The following is a 22,856-nucleotide window of genomic DNA, read 5'->3' as shown; positions in this document are numbered from 1 at the left end:
GTTACTCCCTGGTCATCCTGTTCGAGCATGTCGAGGGCGTCGTTTGATATCCTGAGAGCCCGTGGACGTCAACGCCACACCTCGAGCCACGGGAGACTTCTTGCGCAGCGCATCGCAAACCAAGCATCTGTTCGTCACCGGCGGTGTCGCCTCCAGTCTCGGCAAGGGGCTCACGGCCTCCAGCCTGGGCCGCCTGCTGAAGGCCCGCGGCCTGCGGGTCACCATGCAGAAGCTCGACCCGTACCTCAACGTCGATCCTGGCACGATGAACCCCTTCCAGCACGGAGAGGTCTTCGTCACCGACGACGGCTCCGAGACCGACCTCGACGTCGGCCACTACGAGCGCTTCCTCGACACCGACCTGCACGGCTCGGCCAACGTGACGACCGGCCAGGTCTACTCCAACGTCATCGCCAAGGAGCGGCGCGGGGAGTACCTCGGCGACACCGTCCAGGTCATCCCGCACATCACCAACGAGATCAAGGAGCGCATCCGCGGCATGGCCGGTCCCGACGTGGACGTGGTCATCACCGAGGTGGGCGGCACGGTCGGCGACATCGAGTCGCTGCCGTTCCTCGAGTCGGTGCGCCAGATCAGGCACGAGGTCGGCCGCGACAACGTCTTCTTCCTGCACGTCTCGCTGCTGCCGTACATCGGGCCGAGCGGTGAGCTGAAGACCAAGCCGACCCAGCACAGCGTGGCGGCGCTGCGCAGCATCGGTATCCAGCCCGACGCGATCGTGCTGCGCTCGGACCGGCCGGTCCACACCTCGATCAAGCGCAAGATCAGCCTGATGTGCGACGTCGACGAGGACGCCGTGGTCAGCGCCGTCGACGCCGCCTCCATCTACGACATCCCGAAGGTGCTCCACTCCGAGGGCCTCGACGCCTACGTCGTGCGCCGCCTCGGCCTGCCGTTCCGCGACGTCGACTGGAAGGAGTGGGAGCAGCTCCTGCGCCGCGTCCACCGGCCCGCCAAGGAGGTCACGGTCGCGCTCGTCGGCAAGTACATCGACCTGCCCGACGCCTACCTGAGCGTTACCGAGGCGCTGCGCGCCGGCGGCTTCGCCAACGACGCCCGCGTCAACATCCGCTGGGTCAAGTCCGACGACTGCGAGAGCGAGGACGGGGCCGCCCGCGAGCTCGACGGCGTCGACGGCGTGCTGATCCCCGGCGGCTTCGGCGTGCGCGGCATCGAGGGCAAGATCGGCGCGATCCGCCACGCCCGCGAGAACAAGGTCCCGCTGCTCGGCATCTGCCTCGGCATGCAGGGCATGGTCATCGAGGCCGCCCGCAACCTGGCGAGCGTCACCGACGCCAACAGCGCCGAGTTCGACCCCGACTGCAAGCACCCGGTCATCTCCACCATGGCCGACCAGGAGGACGTCGTCTCCGGCGAGCGCGACATGGGCGGCACCATGCGCCTGGGCATCTACACCGCCAAGCTCGGCGAGGGCACCCTGGCCCGCCAGCTCTACGGCGGCAAGGCCAAAGCCGACGAGCGCCACCGCCACAGGTACGAGGTCAACAACTCCTACCGCGAGCAGCTGGAGAAGGTCGGGCTGGTCTTCTCCGGCCTGTCGCCCGACGGCCGCCTGGTGGAATACACCGAGCTGCCCGTCGAGACCCACCCGTTCTTCATCGGCACGCAGGCCCACCCCGAGTTCCGCTCGCGGCCGACCCGCGCGCACCCGCTGTTCAAGGGCCTCATCGGCGCCTCGCTCGCCTACGCCGAGGGCCGCTCGCCCAAGGCGGCAGGCAAGTGAACGTCGCCGACTCCCCTGAGGAGTGGGCGGTCGTCGACTCCCAGGACCACTTCAGGGGCTACGTGATCGGCGTGCGCACCGACACCGTGCGCATGCCGCGCGACGAGGTCGCCAAGCGCGACTACGTCGTCCACCCCGGCTCGGTGGCGGTCCTCGCGCTCGACGACGACGAGCGCGTGCTGCTGATCAGGCAGTACCGCCACCCGGCGCGCCACCTGCTGTGGGAGCTGCCCGCCGGCCTGCGCGACGTCGAGGGCGAGCCGCTGGTCGCCACCGCCGCCCGCGAGCTGGCCGAGGAGGCGGGCTACAAGGCCGACACCTGGCACACCCTCGTCGACCTCTACACCTCGCCCGGCATGTCCGACGAGCGCATCCGCGTCTTCCTCGCCAGAAACCTGTCGGAGACGGAGATCGACTTCGAGCGCCGGCACGAGGAGCTCGACATGCCGGTGGAGTGGATTCCCCTGGCTGACGCGGTCGAGAAGGCGCTCATGGGAATGATCCACAATTCCCCGGCCGTGGCCGGTATCCTCGCCGCATATGCGGCGTCGGTTGAGGGATTCGCCCTGTTGCGGCCCGCCGACGCACCGGAGGCGTGACAGGAGGATCCTTCGTGGAGGCAGTGCTCTCCAGCTACCTCGCCCATCTGGCGGTGGAGCGGGGTCTGGCTGCCAACACGCTGGCCTCCTACCGGAGAGACCTGCGCCGCTACGTCGAGCACCTCGAGGCGCGCGGCCGGGCCTCCTTCGGCGAGGTGGGCGAGGCCGACGTCCTCGCCTTCCTCGCGGCGCTGCGCGAGGGCGACGGCGACCACCCCGCCCTCGTGGCCAGCTCGGCGGCCCGCGCGGTCTCGGCCGTGCGCGGCCTGCACAGGTTCGCGCTGCGCGAGGGCGTCACCGGTCACGACCCCGCCCACGAGGTGCGCCCGCCCCGCCAGCTGCGCCGCCTGCCCAAGGCGATCGGCGTGGCCGAGGTCGAGCGGCTCATCGCCGCCTCCGGCCCCGACGGCGCGCCGCTGACCCTCCGCAACCGCGCCCTCCTCGAGGTCCTGTACGGCACCGGCGCCCGCATCTCCGAGGCCGTCGGCCTGGCCCTCGACGACCTCGACGACGACCAGGTACGGCTGCGCGGCAAGGGCGGCCGCACCCGCGTCGTGCCCGTCGGACGCTTCGCCAGGCAGGCGCTCGACGCCTACCTCGTGCGGGCCAGGCCGTCCCTGCTCGGCCACGGCAGGGGCACCCCCGCCGTCTTCCTCAACGCCCGCGGCGGCCGTCTCACCAGGCAGGGCGCCTGGGAGGTGCTTCAGGCCGCCGCCGAACGAGCGTGCCTGGAAGGGATATCTCCGCACGTCTTGCGGCATTCGTTCGCAACCCACCTCCTCGACGGCGGCGCTGACGTTAGGGTGGTCCAGGAACTCCTCGGCCACGCCTCGGTGACGACCACCCAGGTCTACACACTGGTGACGGTCGACAAGCTCCGCGAGGTCTACGCCGCCGCGCATCCCCGTGCCCGGCAGTGATCTATAGTCTTTGCGTCGTGCGGTAAGTCGGCGTGCCTTCTTGCCGCCTAAGTGCTGACGCCATAGTGTCCGTCCGGACGGTCCGGTTCGGGACCGTCAGGGAGGTTCGAGCTGGTGACTGTGACCACCAACGGTTCGACCCAGGGGACCCCTGAGAACCCCTGGGGCGACACGAAGACCGACACACCCGCCAAGGGAGTGAATCTCGGCCCCACCGGGCGGCCCCGCCCGGTGTTCCCCGACCCGGTGCCGCGTGAGATCCACGGCCCCGCGAGGGTGGTCGCGATGGTCAACCAGAAGGGCGGGGTCGGCAAGACCACCACCACGATCAACCTGGGCGCCGCGCTCGTCGAGTGCGGGCTGAAGGTCCTGCTCGTCGACTTCGACCCGCAGGGCGCCCTGTCGATCGGCCTGGGCATCAACCCGCTCCAGCTCGACCTGACGGTCTACAACATGCTCATGGAGCGCGACGTCGCCGCCGAAGACGTGCTGCTCCAGACCGGGGTCGAGGGGCTCGACCTGCTGCCGTGCAACATCGACCTGTCGGCGGCCGAAGTCCAGCTCGTCACCGAGGTGGCCCGCGAGCAGGTGCTCGGGCGCGTGCTCAAGCCGCTGCTGCCCTTCTACGACGTGTGCCTGATCGACTGCCAGCCGTCGCTCGGCCTGCTCACCGTCAACGCGCTCACCTGCGCCCACGGCGTCATGGTGCCGCTGGAGTGCGAGTTCTTCGCGCTGCGCGGTGTCGCCCTGCTCATGGACACCATCGCCAAGGTGCAGGAGCGGCTCAACGACGAGCTCGAGATCGAGGGCCTGCTGGCCACCATGTACGACGCCCGCACCCTGCACGGCCGCGAGGTGCTCGCCCGCGTCGTGGAGGCCTTCGGCCCCAAGGTGTTCCACACGGTCATCAACAGGACCGTCCGCTTCCCCGACGCCACCGTCGCGGGCGAGCCGATCACCACCTTCGACCCCTCCTCGCTCGGCGCCAACGCCTACCGTGAACTGGCCAGAGAGGTGCTCTCGCGCTGGCAGCAGCCTGCGACAATGGCCAGGTGACCGCGACCTCGCCAACGGGTTCCGGCGAGGAGCAGGGCTTCCAGGTGCACCTCGACGTCTTCGAGGGCCCCTTCGACCTGCTGCTCGGGCTGATCTCCAAGCACAAGCTCGACATCACCGAGGTCTCGCTGTCCAAGGTGACCGACGAGTTCATCGCCTACATCAGGTCCAAGGGCCCCGAGTGGGACCTCGACCAGACCAGCCACTTCCTGCTGGTCGCCGCCACCCTGCTCGACCTGAAGGCGGCCAGGCTGCTGCCGAGCGGCGAGGTCGAGGACGAAGAGGACCTCGCGCTGCTGGAGGCGCGCGACCTGCTGTTCGCCAGGCTGCTGCAGTACAAGGCGTACAAGGAGGTCGCCAAGGTCTTCTCCGGGCTGATGGCGGAGGAGTCGCTGCGGTTCCCGCGTGCCGTACCCATGGAGCCGCAGTTCGCCAACCTGCTGCCCGAACTGGTCCTCGGCATCGGGCCCGACCAGCTGGCGCGCATCGCGGCCAAGGCGTTCACCCCCAAGCTGCCGCCGACCGTCGGCGTCGGCCACATCTACCAACCGCTGGCCAGCGTCAGGGAGCAAGCCGCTATCCTTGTGCGGCGGTTGCGGCGCCTGCGGACGGCCACGTTCAGGACCCTGGTCGCCGACTGCGAGGGCACCTTCGAGGTGATCGCCCGCTTTCTGGCCGTGCTGGAGCTGTTCAGAGAGTCGGCCGTCACCTTCGAGCAGGTGGAGCCGCTCGGCGATCTGCACGTGACCTGGACGGGCGCCGACGACGGAGACGTGTCGGTGGGCGACGACTACGAAGAGAGCGCGGAGAAGGCTGCTGATGAGTGAGTTCCCGGCTCCCAGGGACCCGTCGCCATCCGAACACCTCGCCGGCGACTCCTCGGCGGCTCGGCGGGAGCGTCCGCGCGGGGCGGCGTGGGCGAGCCTGCCCGGCTCGGCCGTCTTCGGCCCTGACGGCGTCGGGTACGGCACGCCCACTCCTTCCGCCGCTCCCGGACCTTCGGCCGACGAGGTTCCCGAGCCTGCTGCCGCGGCGGACGCGGAGCCTGAGCCCGAGGCCGGGGGAGCTCCCGAGCCCGAAGCCGGGTGCGCACCTGAGCCCGAGCGCTCTGTCGCCCCCGACGCCGAGCCCGAGGTCGCGGCTGCGGGGACTGAGGCCGGGGTAGCTCCCGAGCGCCAGCACGCGGTCGCCGCCGATGCGGAGCCCGCGGTCGACGGCATTGCGGTTACCGGTGGTGAGCCCTCGGTCGAGGTCGACGTGCCTCTCGGGGGCGCCGACGACGCACCTGACGTGGCGGGCCCTCTCGGGGCCGACTCCGGCGGAGAGCTGACGTCCTCCGGCGGAGCGCTGACGTCTCCAGGGCCGGAGGGCGACCAGACGCGGGGCGGGCTCCCCGAGGGGACTGCCCCCGGGTCAGAGAAGGACCTGCGTTCCGAGGGGGCTGCCCCCGTTCTGGGCGGGCCGTCGGAGGAGGACCTGCGTTCGGAGGGGGTTGGGCGCGACTTGGGTGGGCCGTCCAAGGAGAACCTGCGCTCCGAGGGGGCTGCGCTCGACCTCGGCGAGCCTTCCGAGGGAGACCTGAGCCGTCCGGACGACGAAGAGGATGATTCAGCGGTCGCCGAAGGGGCCGGGCAGGCAGCGCCCGATCTGAAGGCGGCGCTGGAGGCGATCCTGATCGTCGTCGACGAGCCGGTCAACGCGATGACCCTCGCCCAGGTGCTCGAACGCCCCACCCACGAGGTCGAGACCGCGCTGAACGAGCTCGCGGCGGAATACTTCAGCCACGGGCGGGGTTTCGATCTGAGAGAGGTCGCAGGCGGCTGGCGCTTCTACACGCGTGCCGACTGTGCCCCGCTGGTCGAGCGGTTCGTCCGCGACGGCCAGCAGGCGCGGCTGACCCAGGCCGCGCTGGAGACCCTCGCGGTCGTGGCCTACCGGCAGCCGGTGAGCCGCGCCCGGGTCGCCGCCGTGCGCGGCGTCAACAGCGACGGCGTCATGCGGACGCTGGTCGCCAGGGGGCTGGTCGAAGAGGCCGGCACCGATCCGGAGAGCCAGGCCGTGCTCTACCGGACCAGCTCCTACTTCTTGGAGCGATTGGGCCTGAAGAGCCTCGACGAGCTCCCCGAGCTCGCGCCCTTCCTGCCCGACGACGTGGAAAACCTTGAGGAGATATCGAAGTGATCAACAGGCGCAGCACCCCGTCCGGTGATGGACGCGGTCGAGGACGCACCGGCGGTTCCCGGGGCACGGGCTCCAGGAGCGGCGGCAGTGGGCGTCCCGCCTACCGCTCGGACGACAGGCGCGACTCGCGTCGCGACGACAACCGCGGCGGGTCCCGTCGCGACGACTTCGGCGGGGGTTCCCGCCGTGACGACTTCGGCGGCGGCTCGCGCGGGGAGGGGTTCGGCGGCGGTTCGCGCCGTGACGACTCCCGTGGCGGGCCTCGCCGTGACGACAACAGGGGCGGCTTCGGCGGTCCCCGCGACTCCGTGCGCGCCGACCGTGGCGGCTCCCGCGCCAGGTACGGCAAGCCCCAGGGCGGCGACGAGCGCGGTGGCTTCCGCGACGCAGGCCCGCGCGAGGACCGCGGGTTCCGCGACGAGCGTGGTTTCGGTGGCGAGCGGCAGGCCCGAGGTGAGCGAGGCTCCGAGCGTGACGACCGCGGCTTCCGTGGTGGTGACGAGCGCGGAGCCCGCGAGAGCCGCGGCTTCGGTGGCGAGCGTCAGGGCGGCGGCTTCCGCGGGAGCGACCGCGACCAGCGTGGCTTCGGGGGCGACCGCCAGGGCCGGGGTGAGCGAGGCTTCAGGTCCGACCGTGACGACCGCGGGTTCCGCGGCGGCGACCGTGAGAGCCGCGGCGGTGACCGTGAGGGTCGCGGCTTTGAGCGCGACCGCGGGTTCAAGGGCGAGCGCGACAGCCGTGGGTACCGTGGCGGCGACCGTGCGGGTCGCGGTTCCGGCGAGCGCGGGTTCGGCGGTGGCCGCGAAGGCCGTGGGTTCGGCGGTGACCGCGCGGGACGCGGGTCCGGCGACCGTGGGTTCGGCGACCGGCAGGACCGTGGGTTCGGTGGCGACCGTGGGTTCCGGGGTGAGCGGGACGGCCGTGGCTTCCAGGGCGGCGAAGACCGTCAGGAGCGCGGCGGTTTCGCCGGTCGTGACGACCGCGGCGGGCTGAGGGCCGACCGGGGTGGCAGGCGTGAGGAAGGCGCTTCGCGGGCCCGCTACGGCAGGCGCGATGAGCCCCAGACGATCGGCCGCACTCCCAGCCGTCCCGGAGCCCAGCGCAACGACGCCAAGCGCTATGACGCCAAGCGCAACGACGCCAAGCGCGGCGACGGCGCCGGCCGTACCGGCAAGGTGCAGACGATCGGCGGCGGCGCGAAGAAGCGCGACGTGTTCAAGACCGCTCGCCAGCCCGTCCGCGACCGTGACTTCTACCCCGACGGCTACGTCGACGAGCGCGACACCACCGAGGTGCCGGGCGGCGTGCGGCTGCAGAAGGTGCTCGCCCAGGCGGGCGTGGCCAGCAGGCGCGCGTGCGAGGAGATGATCGGCGACGGCCGCGTCACCGTGAACGGCCAGGTCGTCAGAAGGTTCGGCGCGAAGGTCGACCCCGCGGCGCAGGTCATCCACGTCGACGGCAAGCGCATCCCGACCGCTCCCGACCTGGTCTACTACGCGCTGAACAAGCCCATCGGCGTCGTCTCCACCATGGAGGACCCGCAGGGCCGTCCGTGCCTGGCCGACTACGTGCAGGAGCTGGCTCCGCGCCTGTTCCACGTGGGCAGGCTCGACACCGAGACCGAGGGCCTGCTGCTGCTCACCAACGACGGCGAGCTGGCCAACAGGCTGACGCACCCGAGCTACGGCGTGCAGAAGAAGTACTGGGCGAAGGTGCCAGGACCGATCCCGCGTGACCTCGGCCGCAGGCTCAGGAAGGGCATCGAGCTCGAGGACGGCCTGGCCAAGGCCGACCACTTCGAGATCGTGCAGGAGCACGGCCAGCAGGCGCTGGTGGAGGTCGTCCTGCACGAGGGCCGCAAGCACATCGTCAGGCGCATGCTGGAGGAGTCGGGTCACCGCGTGATCGACCTGGCCAGGATCGAGTTCGGTCCGGTGAAGCTGGGCCGTACCAAGCCTGGCACGATCAGGGCGCTGAGCCTCAAGGAGGTCGGCGACCTCTACGCGGCGGTCAAGCTGTAATCTGGCCACACGTAGGAGCCCGCGCACGCGTTTGTGCGGGCTCCGAGCCATATGGAGGGAATTGGCATGGTGCGGGCGATTCGCGGGGCGATCCAGGTGGAGGCCAACGATCGAGACGCGATCATCAGCGGGACCACCGAGCTGGTCGCGGCGGTCATGGAGCGCAATCAGCTGACCACCGACGACGTGATCAGTGTGCTGTTCACCGCGACGCCCGACCTGACGGCGGAGTTCCCTGCTCTCGCGGCGCGCAAGCTCGGCTTCCACGAGGTGCCGCTGATCTGCTGCACCGAGATCGGCGTGCCTGGTGCGCTGCCCCGCGTGGTGCGGCTGATGGCCCACGTGGAGAGCGACCGTCCGCGCGGCGAGATCCAGCACGTCTACCTGCGCGGCGCGACCGTGCTTCGCCAGGACATCGCGCAGTGAAGCTCGAGACCGTCCTCGTCCTCGGCACCGGCCTGGTCGGCACCTCGATCGGGCTGGCGCTGCGCCAGCGCGGCGTGACCGTGCTGCTGGCCGACCGCGACCTGGCCGCGGTACGGCTGGCCAGGGAGATGGGGGCGGGTCAGGAGTGGAGTCTGGGCGACCGCGTCGACCTCGCGGTGGTGGCCGTGCCGCCCGGCCATGTGGCCAGCGAGCTGCGCGGCCTGCAGCAGCGTGACGTGGCCCGCTTTTACACCGACGTCGCCAGCGTCAAGGCCGGGCCGATCGCCGACGCGGCCGCGCTCGGCTGCGACCTGGCTACGTACGTGGCCTCCCACCCCATGGCGGGCAGGGAGAAGGCGGGTCCGGGAGCGGCCAGGGGCGACCTGTTCCTCGGCAGGCCGTGGGCGGTGTGCCCGACCGCCGAGGCCTCCCAGGAGGCCAGGGACGCCGTCCTCGAGCTCATCGAGCTGTGCGGCGCCAACCCGGTCGAGGTGGCGGCCGAAGACCACGACACGGCGGTGGCCGTCGTCTCGCATGCCCCGCACGTGGCCGCCTCCGCGGTGGCCGCGCGCTTGGCGGAGGCTTCCGACGTGGCGCTCGGGCTGGCCGGGCAGGGCGTGCGCGACGTGACCAGGATCGCCGGCGGCGACCCTGGCCTGTGGCTCGGCATCCTGTCGGGCAACGCCGCCCCGGTGGCCGAGGTGCTGGAGGCGGTCTCGCGCGACCTGTCCGAGGCCGCCAGCGCGTTGCGGTCGCTGGCCGAAGGCGACGCCGGCGCGGGCGCCGAGGTGACGGAGCTGCTCAAGCGCGGTGTCGTCGGCCACGGCAGGATCCCGGGCAAGCACGGCGGGCCCGCGGCGGCCTACGCCGTCGTCCAGGTGGTCATCGGCGACCGTCCCGGTCAGCTGGCGCGGCTGTTCCAGATCTGCGACGAGGTCGGCGTCAACGTCGAGGACGTACGCCTCGAACACGCGCCGGGCCTGCCGCTCGGTCTGGCCGAGCTGTCGGTGCAGCCGGGCGCGGTCGCCGTGCTGAACCAGGCGCTGCAGGAGCGCGGCTGGCAGGTGCCGTAGGGCGCGGGGTGTGCGGGGATGGGTGTCGAGCACGTCGGCCGCCCACAATCCCTTGACGCGTGGCAGAGCCCGGCGTAGAAATGCGGTAACAGTGTTACCGCACAGAAACGGCGTTACCCGCTCATGACGGCATACAGCGAGGCGCAGCAGGTCGGGCAGGGGGCCGTCAGGGCCGCCATCCTCGACGCCGCCACCCACCTGCTGGTCACCGAGGGGCCCGGCGCCCTGACCGTGCGCAGGATCTCGGGAGAGGTCGGCTGCTCGACCAAGGTGATCTACACGCTGTTCGGCGCCAAGGAGGGGCTGGCGGAGGCGCTGTGGCTGGAGGGCTTCGCCAGGTTCGAGCGGGCCCTGCTGGCGGGCCGCCGCGACGCCGACCCGCTGATCAGACTGTCGGAGTGCGGCATCGCCTACCGCGCCTACGCGCTCGCCGAGCCCGAGTACTACCGGGTCATGTTCCAGGGCGCGCTGCCCGGCTTCGTGCCCAGCGCCGGCGCGGTGGCGGCGGCGCGCAGGGCCTTCGACATCCTCTACGCCGACGTGGCGGCCTGCCTGGAGGCGGGACGGCTGCGCGGCGGCACCGCCCAGGAGATCGCCGACCTGCTGTGGATGGCCGCGCACGGCGCGACCAGCCTCGAACTGTCCGGCCACATCGGCGCGGCCGAGGCCGAGCGGCGCTACGTGACACTGTGCGCCTCCGTGCTGCGCTCGTTCCTGCCCGACAGCGACAGCCTGTCGCTGCCCGGCACTCCGGTCCTGTCCGGCGGCCCGGTCATGCCCGGAAGCCCGCTCCTGTCCGACACCCGCGACGAGAGGACACCACCAGCATGACCACGCCCTTCAAGAACGGCTTCGCCCCCGTCTCCGAGGAGATCACCGCCTTCGACCTGCCGGTCACCGGGCGCGTCCCCGCCGAGCTGTCCGGGCGCTACCTGCGCAACGGCCCCAACCCGTTCGGCCTCGACGATCCCGGCGCCGCGCACCTGTTCCTCGGCGCGGGCATGGTCCACGGGGTACGGCTGCGCGACGGCAGGGCCGAGTGGTACCGCAACCGCTGGGTCCGCAACGCCGAGATCGCCAGGCGCCTGGGCGAGGAGCCGAGGCAGGGCCCGGTCCACGCCGGCTTCGACTTCGCCGCCAACACCCATGTCATCGGCCACGCGGGGCGCACGTTCGCGACGGTCGAGGCGGGCGCGCGGCCGTACGAGCTGACCTACGAGCTGGACACGGTCGGTCCCTGCGACTTCGGCGGGACGCTGCCGGGCGGCTACGCCGCCCACACCAAGCTCGACCCGTACACCGGCGAACTGCACGCCATCGCCTACTTCTTCGGCTGGGACCACCATCAGCACGTCGTCATCGACCCGCAGGGCAACGTCAGCAGGATCGTCGACATCCCGGTCGCCGACGCGCCGATGGTCCACGACCTGGCGCTGACCCAGCGCTACGTGGTGATCTACGACCTGCCCGTCACGTTCAGCATGGACCACGCCGCCGAGGGGGCGCCGCTGCCGTACAGCTGGAACGACGACCACCCCGCGCGCATCGGGCTGCTGCCGAAGGACGGCGGCGGCCAGGTCCGATGGCTGGAGGTGGAGCCCTGCTGGATCTTCCACACGCTCAACGCCTACGACGACGGCGACCAGGTGGTCATCGACGCGGTGCGCTACCCCAGGAGGTTCGTCGACGCGCGGCTCGACCTCGGCGGCCTGCCGACGCTCGACCGGTTCACCCTCGACCTCGCCTCCGGCAAGGTGCGCGAGAGCAGGCTCGACGACCGGGCGCAGGAGTTCCCGCGCGCCGACGAGCGCCGCACCTCCCTGCCCTACAGGTACGGCTACGCGGCGGCGGCCGAAGACCTGGTGGACGTCGTCTACCCGGCCGACACCGCTATGGAGGACCTGCCGGACGCGGCGTTCGGCAACGCGCTCATCAAGCACGACCTGGAGACCGGCACGCAGCAGGCGCGGAACTTCGGCAGGGGCGCGTCGGTGGGCGAGCCCGTGTTCGTCCCCGCCGAGGACAGCACGGCCGAGGACGACGGCTACGTCATGGCCTTCGTCAACGACCCCGGCAGGGGAGCGACCGACCTGGTGATCCTGTCCGCCCAGGACTTCGCCGGCGAGCCGGTGGCCACCGTGCACCTGCCCGCGCGTGTCCCGCTCGGCTTCCACGGGAGCTGGGTGGCCGACTGAGTGATGGGCTCATGGCCGTGAGGCGGTAACCTCTTGAGGTTGGGAAAACGTGAAGAGGGAGAGGCCGTGACCGCTCTGGTCGTCGCGATGGACGGGCCTTCGGGGTCGGGTAAGTCGAGCGCGTCGCGCGGGGTCGCCCGCGCGCTGGGGCTGCGCTACCTGGACACGGGGGCGATGTACCGCGCGATCACCTGGTGGATGCTCCAGCGGGGCGTCGACCTGACCGACCCTGCGGCGATCGCGGCCCGCGCGGACGAGCCCTCGCTCGTCTCGGGCACCGACCCCGACGAGCCCACCATCCACGTCGACGGCGTCGACGTGGCGGGGCCGATCAGGAGCCAGGAGGTGACCGGCGCGGTGTCGCTGGTCGCCGCCGTGCCCGAGGTGCGGACCAGGCTGGTCGAGGCGCAGCGGGAGATCATCGGCAAGGGCGACATCGTGGTCGAGGGCCGCGACATCGGCACCGTGGTGGCTCCCGAAGCGACGCTCAAGGTCTACCTGACCGCCAGCGCCGAGGCCAGGGCGCTGCGCCGTACGGCGGAGCTCAACGTCGAGGCCGGCGGCCCTGCCGGCACCACGGTGGAGGCGCAGCAGGCCGCGATGGCCAGGCGCGACGCCCTCGACTCGACACGCAAGACCGACCCTCTCTCGATGGCGGATGGCGCCGTCGAGGTCGACACCACCGCGCTCAACCTCGAGCAGGTCATCGCGGAGGTGCTGAGGTTGCTCAGGGAGCGAACGGGCCAGGAGAACTCCGAGCTCGATCGCTCCCATATTCGCGAGCGCGCCTGACGTCAGGCGCGGTACTCAAAGGAACAAGACACGTGACTACGGGGGAGTACGACGACTCCGGCTGGATCGAGGCCGAGCTCGCCGACATGCAGATCCCTGACCACCGCGAGGACGAGCAGGTCGCCCTGCCGGTGCTCGCCGTCGTCGGGCGGCCGAACGTCGGCAAGTCGACGCTGGTCAACCGCATCATCGGCCGCCGCGAGGCGGTCGTCGAGGACGTGCCGGGCGTGACCCGCGACCGCGTCACCTACGACGCGAACTGGCGCGGCAGGCGCTTCACCGTCGTCGACACCGGCGGCTGGGACCCTGACGCGACCGGCATGAACCTGCGCATCGCCGAACAGGCCCAGGTCGCGGTCGAGCTGGCCGACGTGATCCTCTTCGTGGTCGACGCCGTCGTGGGCGCCACCGACGCCGACGAGATCGTCGGCGGCGTGCTGCGCGCCTCGGGCAAGCCGGTCATCCTGGCCGCCAACAAGGTCGACAACCAGCAGATGGAGCTGGAGGCGCACGCGCTGTGGGCGCTCGGCCTCGGCGAGCCGCAGCCCGTCTCCGCGCTGCACGGCCGCTCCTCCGGCGACCTGCTCGACGTGGTGCTCGACGCGCTGCCCGAGACTCCCAAGCAGACCTTCGGCGAGGCCAAGGGCCCGCACCGGGTGGCGCTGCTCGGCAAGCCCAACGTGGGCAAGTCCTCCCTGCTGAACAAGCTGGCGGGCGAGGAGCGGGTGCTGGTCGACCCGATGGCCGGCACCACCCGCGACCCGGTCGACGAGCTGATCGACGTCGGCGGCACCACCTGGCGCTTCGTCGACACCGCCGGCATCCGCAGGCGCGACCGCGAGCTGCAGGGCGCCGACTTCTACGCCGCGATGCGCACCCGCGCCGCGCTGGAGAAGGCGGAGGTGGCCATCGTGCTGATCGACGCCTCCGAGCCGCTGACCGAGCAGGACCTGCGCATCATCGGCCTGGTCATCGAGTCGGGCCGGGCGATGGTCGTGGCGTTCAACAAGTGGGACCTGGTCGACGAGGACCGGCGCTACTACCTGGAGAAGGAGATCGACCGGCAGCTCGTCCGCACCCCGTGGGCGCTGCGCGTCAACATCTCCGCCAGGACCGGCCGCCACATGGACCGCCTGGTCCCGGCGATCGAGAAGGCGCTCGACTCGTGGTCCACCCGCGTGCCGACGGCGCGGCTCAACGCCTTCCTCACCGAGCTGGTGCAGCAGACGCCGCCCCCGGTGCGCGGCGGCAAGCAGCCGAAGATCCTGTTCGCGACGCAGGCGTCGACCGAGCCGCCGAAGTTCGTGCTGTTCACCTCGGGATGGCTGGAGGACACCTACCGGCGCTTCATCGAGCGGCGCATCCGGGAGGAGTTCGGCTTCGCCGGGTCGCCGATCGAGGTGACGATGAAGATCCGCGAGAAGAAGAAGGGCGCCCCGGCCAACAAGAAGTGAGCCAGGCCGTCCGCGTGACCGGCGCCCCTCTCCACGTGGAGAGGGGCGTTCGGCGTTTGGAGGGCCACGCGTCGACCTGCGCCCGGAACGGCACCTATGGGGCCACGCGTCCTCCAGGGGAAGCGGGCCGGGGTCTCTTCGGGGAGGCCGCCGGGAGGGTGTCACTCGGGGTGGTTGTGGGCGTCGAGGGTGAAGGGGATGCGCACGCCCTCGTAGGCCAGGTGCAGCGTCATCCCCTCCGCCGCGTGGCTGAGCTCGTGGCAGTGCGACAGCCACACCCCCGGGTTGTCGGCCCTGAGCGCCACCTCCCACACCTCGCCGGGCGCCACGTCGAAGCTGTCCATCCAGACCGGGGCCGCCCGCACCCCGTTGCGCGACAGCACCAGCACATGATGGCCGTGCGGGTGCATCGGGTGCACCTCCCCGCTCCTGTTGACCACCGTGAAGCGCACCCACTCGCCCCGCCGTACCAGCGCGGGCGGCACCCTGGGCCACACCTCGCCGTTGACCGTGTGCGACAGCATCGGCAGCCCGCCGCGCAGCGCGACGAGCCGGTCCAGCACCCACGTGTACGACCGGTCGAACCGCTCGGGTGGCTGCGCGCCGCTGGTGCCGTACCTGGTGATGTCGAGCAGCGGCCCCGCGGCGGGCGCGGGGGCGCGGCCGGTGCCGGGGGTCAGGAGCAGTCCCGCGCGTTCGGCCGACAGCAGCACGGGCCGTGACGGCATGGTGAAGACCAGGTCGTAGCGGCCGCCTGCGGCCAGCCGGGCCTGCTCGTCGCCGAGGACGCGCCCGGCCACCGCCACGCCGTCCACCGCCGCGATCCGGTACGGCACGCCGCTGACGCCCAGCGTGCGCGGCCCGTTGTCGGTGTTGACCACCCGCAGCCGCACCGGCGTGCCCGCCGCGACGGTGCGGGTGGCGGTGCCGTCGGCCGGAGGACCGCCCGCCACCGACACGGTCAGCGCCCCGTCGAAGGTGTGCAGCGCGACCGGCTCGTCGAAGCCCTCGGGCGCGGTGGCGTCGACGGTGAGAGTGCCGAACAGCCCGGCCTGCAGCGCCAGGTTCGGCGTCTCGTGCGTGTGGTACCAGTAGCTGCCCGGCTGGTCGGCGCGGAAGCGGTAGACGAACGCGCCGCCTTCGCGCACCGCGTCCTGGGTGAGCCCCGGCACGCCGTCCTCGCCGTTGGGCACGTGGTAGCCGTGCCAGTGCAGGGTGACGCCCCGATCCGCCAGTTCGCTGCGCAGCCGTACCTCGACCGTCTCGCCCTGCCGTACGCGCAGGGCGGGGCCGGGGGAGCGGCCGTTGAAGGTCAGCGCCTCGACCCTGCGCCCCGAGGAGAGCGTGATCGTGGCGGGCCTGGCCGTCAGCTCGAACCGCCTGACGGCCCCGCCCGAGGGGCCGCGCAGCGCGGTGACGTCGACGGAGCCGGAGGGGGCCAGCCGCAGCGCGGCGGGCGGACGCGAGTTCCACATCGACAGGCCCGTCCACGCCACCGCCAGCGCCGCCACCACGGCTCCCGCCACCCGCCAGGCCCGCCCGCGCGGTCCCGTGCGGGTGAGCATCGACCAGGTGGCCGCCGTCGCGCCGAGGACGGCCGCCACCAGCACCACCGACAGGTACGGCGAGAGCGGATAGCCCATCCCCACCGAGACGACCACCCCCGCCACCCCCGCGTAGGCCGCGGCCAGCGGGAAGACGAAGGTCAGCGGGGTGAAGGAGCCGCGCAGCATCCTGGGCAGCGACACCACGGCGGCGGCGATCGCGGGCGGCAGCAGCAGCGGGAGGGCCAGCAGCGCCTTCTCACCCGCGAACCACCATCCCGCCCCGGCCAGGGCGACGGTCACGGCCACCCGGCAGGCCGTCGCCACCAGCGCGGCGAGCACCAGTAGCGCCGAGGGCACGGCTTTGCGGGAGGCCAGGGCATGACCTCCCGCGAAGCCCCACGAAACGGCGACCAGAATGACCAGGATCCGGTCGAGCGCGAGCAGCGCGGCCGTGCTCACACCGTTTCGGTGGCCCGGTGGCCGGTGACGGCCCTGGCGTGCGCCTGCGCGCCCCGCCAGGCCGAGATGGCCGCGCCCAGCAGCAGGAGGCCGATGACGGCGTGGAAGCCGAGCACGTAGAGGCTGGAGGGCGTGGTCTTCTCCATCGTCGCGCCGGTCAGCTCGGCCAGCGGGAACAGCACGAACATCTGCACGGCCACGAGCACGATCGGCGCCGCTGACGCGCCGATCACCTTGCCGGGCGCGCGGGCGACGACCGCGATGATCGTGGCGATCAGCGACACGGCGGGGATGACGAAGAAGCCGTTCATGACGTGCCAGCCGATCGCCGCAGCCTCGGGGTTGGCCGGCTTGGGCGTCTCGAAGGCGCCGAAGGTGGCAAGGTAGAACTGCAGAACGACGAGGGCGAGCTGGATCACGCTGAAGACGACCAGGACCTTGCGCATGTCGTGCTCCTCGGGGGGATCGGTCCTCTCACTCTGAGGCGAAATACCCGCTCGCGCATGAGTAGCCCCATACTCAGATGATCTGTAACGCGTGCTAGCATCCTGCGCAACACGTCGAGGGAGACGAGTAGCCCGGGCCACCAAGGGCCGAGAGAGCCGCCGGAAGCTGGGAAGGCGGCACCGCGATCCCGGGTGAAGACACTCCTGAGTGCGGGGAGGAAATGCCCCGCCGGTCTGACCTCCGTCACAGGGTCGTATGAGGCCGCTCGCGAGGGCGGCGAAGGCGCGGTGGCACCGGGAGCACCCTTCTCCCCCGCGTCCCCAAGGGATCATGCGGCTCAAGGAGTTGTGATGATCTCTCGTGTCCTGTCGGCGGAGCTCGCTGAGCACGCCGGACAACGAGTGAAGGTCGCCGGGTGGGTCCACCGCAGGCGGCAGCTGAAGTCCGTTTCCTTCCTCATCGTGCGCGACCGCACGGGGCTCGCGCAGGCGGTCGCGTCCGGCGACCTGCCGGTGGAGGAGAGCGTGGTCGAGGTGACGGGCACCGTCACCGTCAACCCGCAGGCGCCCGGCGGCGTCGAGCTCACCTCCCCGGAGATCGTCGTGCTGGCCGAGCCCGCCGTGGCGCCGCCGTTCGACCTCTACCGGCCCGGCGTGCCCGCCGCGCTGCCCACGATCCTCGACCACGCGCCCGTCGCGCTCCGGCATCCGGCGCTGCGGGCCCCGTTCCAGATCGCCGCCGCGAGCGTGGCGGGGTTCAGGGCGGCGCTCGACGCCCTCGGGTTCACCGAGATCCACACTCCGAAGATCGTCGCCTCGGCCACCGAGTCGGGTGCGAACGTCTTCGGCATCGACTACTTCGGCAGGCCCGCCTACCTGGCCCAGTCGCCGCAGTTCTACAAGCAGGCGATGGTCGGGGTGTTCGAGCGGGTCTACGAGGTCGGCCCCGTCTTCCGCGCCGAACCCCACGACACCGCCCGCCACCTGGCGCAATACACCTCACTCGACGCCGAGCTCGGTTTCGTGCGCGACCACCGCGACGTGATGGCGGTGCTGCGGGAGGCGCTGGCGGGGATGACCGAGGAGGTACGGCGGCGCGCGGGGCGGGCCGTCGAAACGATGGGCGTCACGCTGCCCGAGGTGCCGCGGGAGATCCCCTCGATCCACTTCACCGAGGCGCAGGCGATGACGGGCGAGGACGAGCCCGACCTGTCGCCCGCGCAGGAGCGGTGGCTGTCGGAGTGGGCGTTGCGGGAGCACGGCTCGGAGTTCCTGTTCGTCACCGGCTACCCGATGGCCAAGCGGCCGTTCTACACCCACCCCGACCCGGAGCGGCCCGGCTACTCCAACGGCTTCGACCTGCTGTTCAAGGGGCTGGAGCTGGTCACGGGCGGGCAGCGGCTCCACCGGCACGCCGACTACCTCGCCGCGCTGGGCACGGACACCGGGCCGTACGAGGGCTACCTGGCGGCCTTCGCGCACGGCATGCCGCCGCACGGCGGGTTCGCGATCGGCCTCGAACGATGGACGGCCAGGCTGACGGGGGCCGCCAACGTCAGGTCGGCGACCCTGTTCCCGCGCGACCTGCACCGACTGGCGCCCTGACCAGCAGCGCGACCGCCGCGCCGAGCACGCACAGCGCGGCGGTCGCCACGAACATCTCGGTGTACTCCACGCGCAGCGCCGCCTGCACCTGCTCGGTGTAGACGGCAAGCTGCCGGGCGTAGGTGGCCGCGTCGACGCCGATGGGCAGCGGGGTATCGAGGTCGGCGGTGAGCGACTGGAAGCGGTAGAACCCCCAGGCCGACACCGCGGCGATGCCGATCAGCATGCCCATCATCCTGGCCACCACGACGGCGGCCGAGGCGACGCCGTGCTGGGCGGCGGGCATGACGCGCAGCGCGGCCGAGGAGACGGGCGCGATGACCACACCGAGCCCTGCGCCCGCGACCACCAGGTGGAGCGGGCCGGTGAGCGAGCCCGACAGCAGCCAGTAGCCCGCCGTCGCCACGGCCAGCCCGGCGGCCATGACGAGCGGCTCGCCGTACCTCCTGGTCAGCAGGCCGCCGGCGAGCGCGCCCGCCACCAGCGCGCCGAGGAACCAGGCCAGCGTGAGCGCCCCGCCCAGCGCGTCGGTGCCGAACAGCGTTTGCGCGGCCAGCTGCACGAACACCATCGTGACCAGCAGCGCCGCACCCGACAGGAAGCTGACGGCGAGCGTGGCCAGCAGCGGGCGCTTGGGAACGCCGGTGAGGTCGAGCAGCCGGACGGGGGAGCGGATCTCCCACCAGACGAACGCGCCCGCGACGAGCAATCCGGCGCCGATCAGCGGCGGGCCCCACGGCGGCAGGACGGCCTTGGCGGGGTCAGGGTTGTACAGCCCGGCCACCAGCAGGCCGAGCGCCACGGCCAGCAGCACGCCACCGGCGACGTCGACCCTGCCGGCACGTGGGGTCGAAGGGGGGACGGTCCGCTGCACGGCGACGGCGGCCAGCGCCGCCAGCGGCACGTTCAGCCAGAAGATCGCGTGCCAGCCGCCCAGGTCCACGCCGACAAGCGAGAAGGCGGGCAGCAGGGCCACGAGCGCGCCGTAGAGCGGCCCGAGCGCGCTGCCCAGCTCCTGCGCCGCGCCGACGGCGCCGAGCGCGACCGGCCGCTCGTCGTCCTTCCACAGGTCGCCGACCAGCGCCATCGTGATCGGCAGCAGCGCGCCGCCCGCCACGCCCTGCACGGTACGGCCCGCCACGACCATGGGCAGGGAGGCGGCCAGCGCGGTGAGGACCGAGCCGAGGGCGAAGCAGGCCAGGCAGGCGTGGATCAGGGGGCGCCTGCCGTACCGGTCGGACAGCTGGCCGAGCAGCGGCATCGCGGCCACGTAGCCGAGCAGGAACCCGGTGACCACGGGCGTGGCCCGCTCCAGCCTGTTGATGGGCACGCCGACGTCCTGGGCGATGCCGATCAGGACGGTGACGACCACGTAGGCGTCAAGGGCCGCCAGCAGGACGGCGGTGCCGCCCACGCCGAGGGCGACGCCACGTCGCAGGTTCATCCGGCCGGCGGGGTTCAGGTTCATCCGGCGGGCGGGGTGATCGTGATCGGGGCGTCGTAGTCCGACAGCGTCACCGTGACCGAGCCGCCGTCGAGCGGCAGCTCGATCCTGGTGAGCCGGCTGGAGGCGGTGTCGATCCATAGCTTGCCGTTGATGTCGGCGGTGACGCCGGGGATCAGCGTGCCCATCGTCTTGCCGGGGAAGGTGGCGGCGACCCGGTAGGAGCCGTCGTCCTCGGCCTCGGTGGCCGGCTTGCCCAGCCCGCCGAGCAGCGCCGAGATGCCCTTGTCCGGGTCGAGGAGCGTCGAGGGGTCGTAGCCCACGCCCGCCATCAGCAACTGCTTGGGCATCTTCTGGTAGCCGCCCGTGGTGGCCTTGAAGTGGACGGTGTCGCCGATCATGACGAAACTGAACTCCTGCAGGCTGTTCATCAGCGAGACCTGCAGCGTGCCGTCGGCCTCGCCGGTGGCGGTCAGCCTGCCGTCAGCCTTCTTGAGCTGGATCTTCGGCACGCCGTCCGTCGTGATCGAGAACGACGCGCTCTTGACCGCCTTCATCGCCGTCGCGGCCTTGTTCACCAGCTCGGCGCCCTCGGGCAGGTCCTGCCGGCTGGAGCAGGCCGTCAGCGCCAGCGCGAGGACGACGAGAAGGAGCTTTCGCAGCATGTCCGGATCGTAGCGCTCAGCGCAGGCTCTTGAGGTGCTCGAGTATCGGGGTGTAGGCCTGTTCGAGCGCTTCGAGTTGGTCGTCGGTCAGCAGGTCGACGAAATGGTCGCGCACGCTGGCGACGTGGTGCGGCGCGACGCGCTGCATCGTGGCCCACCCCTGCTCGGTCAGCACCGCGAACGTGCCGCGCCGGTCGTCGGGACAGTCTTCCCTGGTGACCAGGCCCGCCGCCTCCATCCTGGAGATCTGGTGCGACAGGCGGCTGCGCGACTGGATCGTGGCGTCGGCCAGGTCGCTCATCCGCATGCGCTTGCCGGCGGACTCGGAGAGGTTGACGAGGATCTCGTAGTCGTTCACCGACAGGCCGAACTCCTGCAGGTCGATGCCGAGGCGGTGCATGAGGAGCTTGTGCACGGCGAGGTGGGCACGCCAAGCGCGCTGCTCGTTCGTGGTCAGCCAGCGGGGCGTGCTCATGATCCCAATTTACCCCTCAGACGACACTGACGACCTCGTCGGAACGGACGAGCAGCACCCTACGTAGAGTGATTTCTTGTGGCGGAGGAGTCAATGGGGACGGTCATCGTCGCGGGCCTGGCCAACCTGGCCATCGCGGCGGCCAAGCTGGTCGCGGGCCTGGTCGGCGGCTCGGCCGCGATGCTGTCGGAGGCGGCCCACTCGGCCGCCGACACCGTGACCGAGGTGCTGCTGCTGGTCGCGGTACGGCGCGGCGAGAAACCCGCCGACCGCCGCCACCCCTTCGGTCACGGCAAGGCGGGCTTCTTCTGGGGGCTGATGGCGGCAGGCGCCACGCTCGTCGGCGGGGCGGGCTTCTCCATCACCCACGGATTCCATACGATCGCCCACGGTGAGGAGCTGTCGGACCTCACCCTCTCCTACATCGTGCTGGGCGTCTCGTTCGTCATCGAGGCGATCTCCTGGCGCAAGGCCATGAGACAGGTACGCCAGGAGGCCGCCCGGTTCGGCATCAGCGCCCGCGACTACGTGCGCCGCACCTCCGACACGGCGCTGAAGGCGGTGCTGTTCGAGGACTCGGCGGCCCTGGCGGGCCTGGTCATCGCCGCCCTCGGCCTGGTGGGCGTCGAACTGTCGGGCGACCCGGTGTGGGACGGCGTCGCCTCGGTGCTGATCGGCCTGCTGCTGCTGGCGATCGCGCTCAGCCTGGTCGTGACCAATGTCTCACTGCTGATCGGGCAGTCGGCGCCGCGGGCGATGGAAACCGGGATCAGGGCCACGCTGCTGGCCCAGCCGGAGGTCAATGACGTGGTCGAGCTGCTGACCATGATGCTCGGCCCCGGGCGGCTCATGGTGGCCGCCAAGATCGACTTCAGGGATGAGGCCAGCGCCGCAGGGCTCGAGATCGCCTGCGACGAGGTGGACAAGCGACTGCGCGAGCAGTACCCCGGGATCGTCCAGGTCTTCCTGGACCCGACGCCGAGCCGGTATCGATGAACGGCTATTTTATCGGCTTTCGCGTCGCCGGACGGTCGGTGATAACCGTCACGAGCACCGGTCCTGGAGCCGTCCACTCCAGGAGGTGGCGGCCCTGCCACTCCTGCCGCTCCGCCGCGGCCAGCTTCGACAGGTCCACCTCGCGCAGCCGGTCGAGGGTCAGCTCGCCGCGCTTGATCAGGGCCTCCTTGCGCGCCCAGATCCTGATGAGGCCCTCGTTGCCGGACACGAGCGCGCGCTCCCCGTCGGTGAGCGCCTGCCCCGCCAGCCCCTCGTCCACGGGGCCGGGTTTCACCTGCTCGGCGTCGATGCCGACCCTGCCGTGGCCGACCGCCGCGCACACGTAGCCGCGCGTGTGGCTCAGGCTGACGCCGACCTCGGGAGCGTGTTCGAGGTACGGCCTGCCGTGCCCCGCGCCGTGGACGTCGCAGTGCTGCAGCAGCGTGACCTTCTCGGGCGGCACGCCGAGGTAGGCGGCGGCGCAGTGCCGTACGAGCAGGTGGGCGGCGACGAACGAACGGCGGTCGGCGTCGCGGACGAACCTGGCGGCCCGCTCCCTCTCCACGTCGGTCAGCCAGTCGGCCGAACCGGGGACGTCCTCGACGGGAGCGCCCATCGCCACGGGATCACGCATCCGCCCAGACTAGATGAATGAGTCCAAGGCATAGCTGCGGAGATAGGGCGAGGGCGCCCATCCTCAGTGTGTGACGACCGAACTGGACACCCTCGCAACCGCA

21 protein-coding genes are annotated in these 22,856 nt (G+C 71.6%); 15 read left to right on the top strand and 6 right to left on the bottom strand.

The window, feature by feature from the left end; all coding sequences use genetic code 11:
* Positions 1-100: 100 nt before the first annotated feature.
* The 13 genes from ACFXJ8_RS36620 (at position 101) to der (ending at position 14,482) form a co-directional block, all read left to right on the top strand.
* Positions 101-1,765, top strand: a complete 1,665-nt coding sequence (locus tag ACFXJ8_RS36620; RefSeq protein WP_379648956.1) for a CTP synthase — start codon at positions 101-103, stop codon at positions 1,763-1,765.
* Positions 1,762-2,364, top strand: a complete 603-nt coding sequence (locus tag ACFXJ8_RS36615; protein ID WP_379648953.1) for an NUDIX domain-containing protein — start codon at positions 1,762-1,764, stop codon at positions 2,362-2,364. The genes ACFXJ8_RS36620 and ACFXJ8_RS36615 overlap by 4 nt, the downstream gene beginning before the upstream one ends.
* A gap of 14 nt (positions 2,365-2,378) precedes the next feature.
* Positions 2,379-3,284, top strand: coding sequence for a site-specific tyrosine recombinase XerD (locus tag ACFXJ8_RS36610; protein WP_379648951.1), 906 nt, complete (start codon positions 2,379-2,381; stop codon positions 3,282-3,284).
* A 114-nt stretch (positions 3,285-3,398) separates the two neighbouring features.
* The gene (locus ACFXJ8_RS36605; RefSeq protein ID WP_379648949.1) at positions 3,399-4,340 is read left to right on the top strand and encodes a ParA family protein; all 942 of its coding nucleotides are present in this window, start codon (positions 3,399-3,401) and stop codon (positions 4,338-4,340) included.
* On the top strand, positions 4,337-5,167 hold the full coding sequence (locus ACFXJ8_RS36600; protein ID WP_379648947.1) for a segregation and condensation protein A: 831 nt from the start codon (positions 4,337-4,339) through the stop codon (positions 5,165-5,167). Before ACFXJ8_RS36605 ends, ACFXJ8_RS36600 begins: the two co-directional genes overlap by 4 nt.
* A gap of 820 nt (positions 5,168-5,987) precedes the next feature.
* A complete protein-coding gene (gene scpB, locus ACFXJ8_RS36595) occupies positions 5,988-6,521 on the top strand; it encodes an SMC-Scp complex subunit ScpB (RefSeq protein ID WP_379649017.1) in 534 nt (177 codons plus the stop codon).
* The gene (locus tag ACFXJ8_RS36590) at positions 6,518-8,542 is read left to right on the top strand and encodes a pseudouridine synthase (RefSeq protein ID WP_379648946.1); all 2,025 of its coding nucleotides are present in this window, start codon (positions 6,518-6,520) and stop codon (positions 8,540-8,542) included. Before scpB ends, ACFXJ8_RS36590 begins: the two co-directional genes overlap by 4 nt.
* A gap of 66 nt (positions 8,543-8,608) precedes the next feature.
* Positions 8,609-8,968, top strand: a complete 360-nt coding sequence (gene aroH, locus ACFXJ8_RS36585) for a chorismate mutase (RefSeq protein WP_379648944.1) — start codon at positions 8,609-8,611, stop codon at positions 8,966-8,968.
* On the top strand, positions 8,965-10,041 hold the full coding sequence (locus ACFXJ8_RS36580; RefSeq protein WP_379648942.1) for a prephenate dehydrogenase: 1,077 nt from the start codon (positions 8,965-8,967) through the stop codon (positions 10,039-10,041). The genes aroH and ACFXJ8_RS36580 overlap by 4 nt, the downstream gene beginning before the upstream one ends.
* 123 nt (positions 10,042-10,164) lie before the next feature.
* Positions 10,165-10,872, top strand: a complete 708-nt coding sequence (locus ACFXJ8_RS36575; RefSeq protein ID WP_379648941.1) for a TetR/AcrR family transcriptional regulator — start codon at positions 10,165-10,167, stop codon at positions 10,870-10,872.
* A complete protein-coding gene (locus ACFXJ8_RS36570; RefSeq protein ID WP_379648939.1) occupies positions 10,869-12,236 on the top strand; it encodes a carotenoid oxygenase family protein in 1,368 nt (455 codons plus the stop codon). Before ACFXJ8_RS36575 ends, ACFXJ8_RS36570 begins: the two co-directional genes overlap by 4 nt.
* A 66-nt stretch (positions 12,237-12,302) precedes the next feature.
* On the top strand, positions 12,303-13,028 hold the full coding sequence (gene cmk / locus ACFXJ8_RS36565) for a (d)CMP kinase (RefSeq protein WP_379648937.1): 726 nt from the start codon (positions 12,303-12,305) through the stop codon (positions 13,026-13,028).
* 86 nt (positions 13,029-13,114) lie between these two features.
* Entirely contained in the window at positions 13,115-14,482 is a 1,368-nt protein-coding gene (der, locus tag ACFXJ8_RS36560; RefSeq protein ID WP_379649015.1) for a ribosome biogenesis GTPase Der, read from the top strand.
* 161 nt (positions 14,483-14,643) lie between these two features.
* Here the strand turns inward: der and ACFXJ8_RS36555 are convergent, their stop codons facing one another.
* Positions 14,644-16,488, bottom strand: coding sequence for a multicopper oxidase family protein (locus ACFXJ8_RS36555; RefSeq protein WP_379648935.1), 1,845 nt, complete (start codon positions 16,486-16,488; stop codon positions 14,644-14,646).
* Positions 16,485-16,934 carry a DUF6220 domain-containing protein gene (locus tag ACFXJ8_RS36550; RefSeq protein WP_379648933.1) on the bottom strand — a complete coding sequence of 150 codons (450 nt, stop codon included), beginning with the start codon at positions 16,932-16,934 and terminating at the stop codon, positions 16,485-16,487. The genes ACFXJ8_RS36555 and ACFXJ8_RS36550 overlap by 4 nt, the downstream gene beginning before the upstream one ends.
* A 351-nt stretch (positions 16,935-17,285) precedes the next feature.
* On the opposite strand from ACFXJ8_RS36550, the gene aspS reads away from it, so the two are divergent.
* Positions 17,286-18,539, top strand: a complete 1,254-nt coding sequence (gene aspS / locus ACFXJ8_RS36545) for an aspartate--tRNA(Asn) ligase (RefSeq protein WP_379648931.1) — start codon at positions 17,286-17,288, stop codon at positions 18,537-18,539.
* On the opposite strand, the gene ACFXJ8_RS36540 is transcribed toward aspS, so the two are convergent.
* Genes ACFXJ8_RS36540 through ACFXJ8_RS36530 form a run of 3 tightly spaced genes read right to left on the bottom strand, consistent with a single transcriptional unit; the run spans position 18,490 to position 21,123 of the window.
* Positions 18,490-20,007 carry an MFS transporter gene (locus ACFXJ8_RS36540; RefSeq protein WP_379648930.1) on the bottom strand — a complete coding sequence of 506 codons (1,518 nt, stop codon included), beginning with the start codon at positions 20,005-20,007 and terminating at the stop codon, positions 18,490-18,492. The genes aspS and ACFXJ8_RS36540 overlap by 50 nt on opposite strands.
* Complete coding sequence (locus ACFXJ8_RS36535) at positions 20,004-20,648, bottom strand: LppX_LprAFG lipoprotein (protein ID WP_379648929.1); 645 nt, start codon at positions 20,646-20,648, stop codon at positions 20,004-20,006. Before ACFXJ8_RS36535 ends, ACFXJ8_RS36540 begins: the two co-directional genes overlap by 4 nt.
* Positions 20,649-20,664: 16 nt before the next feature.
* Positions 20,665-21,123, bottom strand: a complete 459-nt coding sequence (locus ACFXJ8_RS36530; protein ID WP_379648927.1) for a MarR family winged helix-turn-helix transcriptional regulator — start codon at positions 21,121-21,123, stop codon at positions 20,665-20,667.
* Between the two features lie 78 nt (positions 21,124-21,201).
* Between ACFXJ8_RS36530 and ACFXJ8_RS36525 the strand changes: the two genes are divergently transcribed.
* Positions 21,202-22,119: a cation diffusion facilitator family transporter gene (locus tag ACFXJ8_RS36525; RefSeq protein ID WP_379648925.1), complete on the top strand. Its 918-nt coding sequence runs from the start codon at positions 21,202-21,204 to the stop codon at positions 22,117-22,119.
* Positions 22,120-22,123: 4 nt separating this feature from the next.
* Here the strand turns inward: ACFXJ8_RS36525 and ACFXJ8_RS36520 are convergent, their stop codons facing one another.
* Positions 22,124-22,753 carry a 4'-phosphopantetheinyl transferase family protein gene (locus ACFXJ8_RS36520; RefSeq protein WP_379648923.1) on the bottom strand — a complete coding sequence of 210 codons (630 nt, stop codon included), beginning with the start codon at positions 22,751-22,753 and terminating at the stop codon, positions 22,124-22,126.
* Positions 22,754-22,856 lie beyond the last annotated feature (103 nt).

It is taken from the genome of Nonomuraea sp. NPDC059194, assembly GCF_042754765.1.
GTDB lineage: Bacteria > Actinomycetota > Actinomycetes > Streptosporangiales > Streptosporangiaceae > Nonomuraea.
The sequence above is the reverse complement of the archived record's forward strand: the minus strand, read 5'-3'. Positions and strand labels throughout refer to the sequence as shown.

Coding starts and splice junctions, on each gene's coding strand:
- ACFXJ8_RS36530 (WP_379648927.1), bottom strand. CDS start 21,123: ATGAGCACGCCCCGCTGGCTGACCACGAACGAGCAGCGCGCTTGGCGT.
- aroH (WP_379648944.1), top strand. CDS start 8,609: ATGGTGCGGGCGATTCGCGGGGCGATCCAGGTGGAGGCCAACGATCGA.
- aspS (WP_379648931.1), top strand. CDS start 17,286: ATGATCTCTCGTGTCCTGTCGGCGGAGCTCGCTGAGCACGCCGGACAA.
- ACFXJ8_RS36550 (WP_379648933.1), bottom strand. CDS start 16,934: ATGCGCAAGGTCCTGGTCGTCTTCAGCGTGATCCAGCTCGCCCTCGTC.
- der (WP_379649015.1), top strand. CDS start 13,115: ATGCAGATCCCTGACCACCGCGAGGACGAGCAGGTCGCCCTGCCGGTG.
- ACFXJ8_RS36520 (WP_379648923.1), bottom strand. CDS start 22,753: ATGCGTGATCCCGTGGCGATGGGCGCTCCCGTCGAGGACGTCCCCGGT.
- ACFXJ8_RS36575 (WP_379648941.1), top strand. CDS start 10,165: ATGACGGCATACAGCGAGGCGCAGCAGGTCGGGCAGGGGGCCGTCAGG.
- ACFXJ8_RS36535 (WP_379648929.1), bottom strand. CDS start 20,648: ATGCTGCGAAAGCTCCTTCTCGTCGTCCTCGCGCTGGCGCTGACGGCC.
- ACFXJ8_RS36540 (WP_379648930.1), bottom strand. CDS start 20,007: ATGAACCTGAACCCCGCCGGCCGGATGAACCTGCGACGTGGCGTCGCC.
- ACFXJ8_RS36570 (WP_379648939.1), top strand. CDS start 10,869: ATGACCACGCCCTTCAAGAACGGCTTCGCCCCCGTCTCCGAGGAGATC.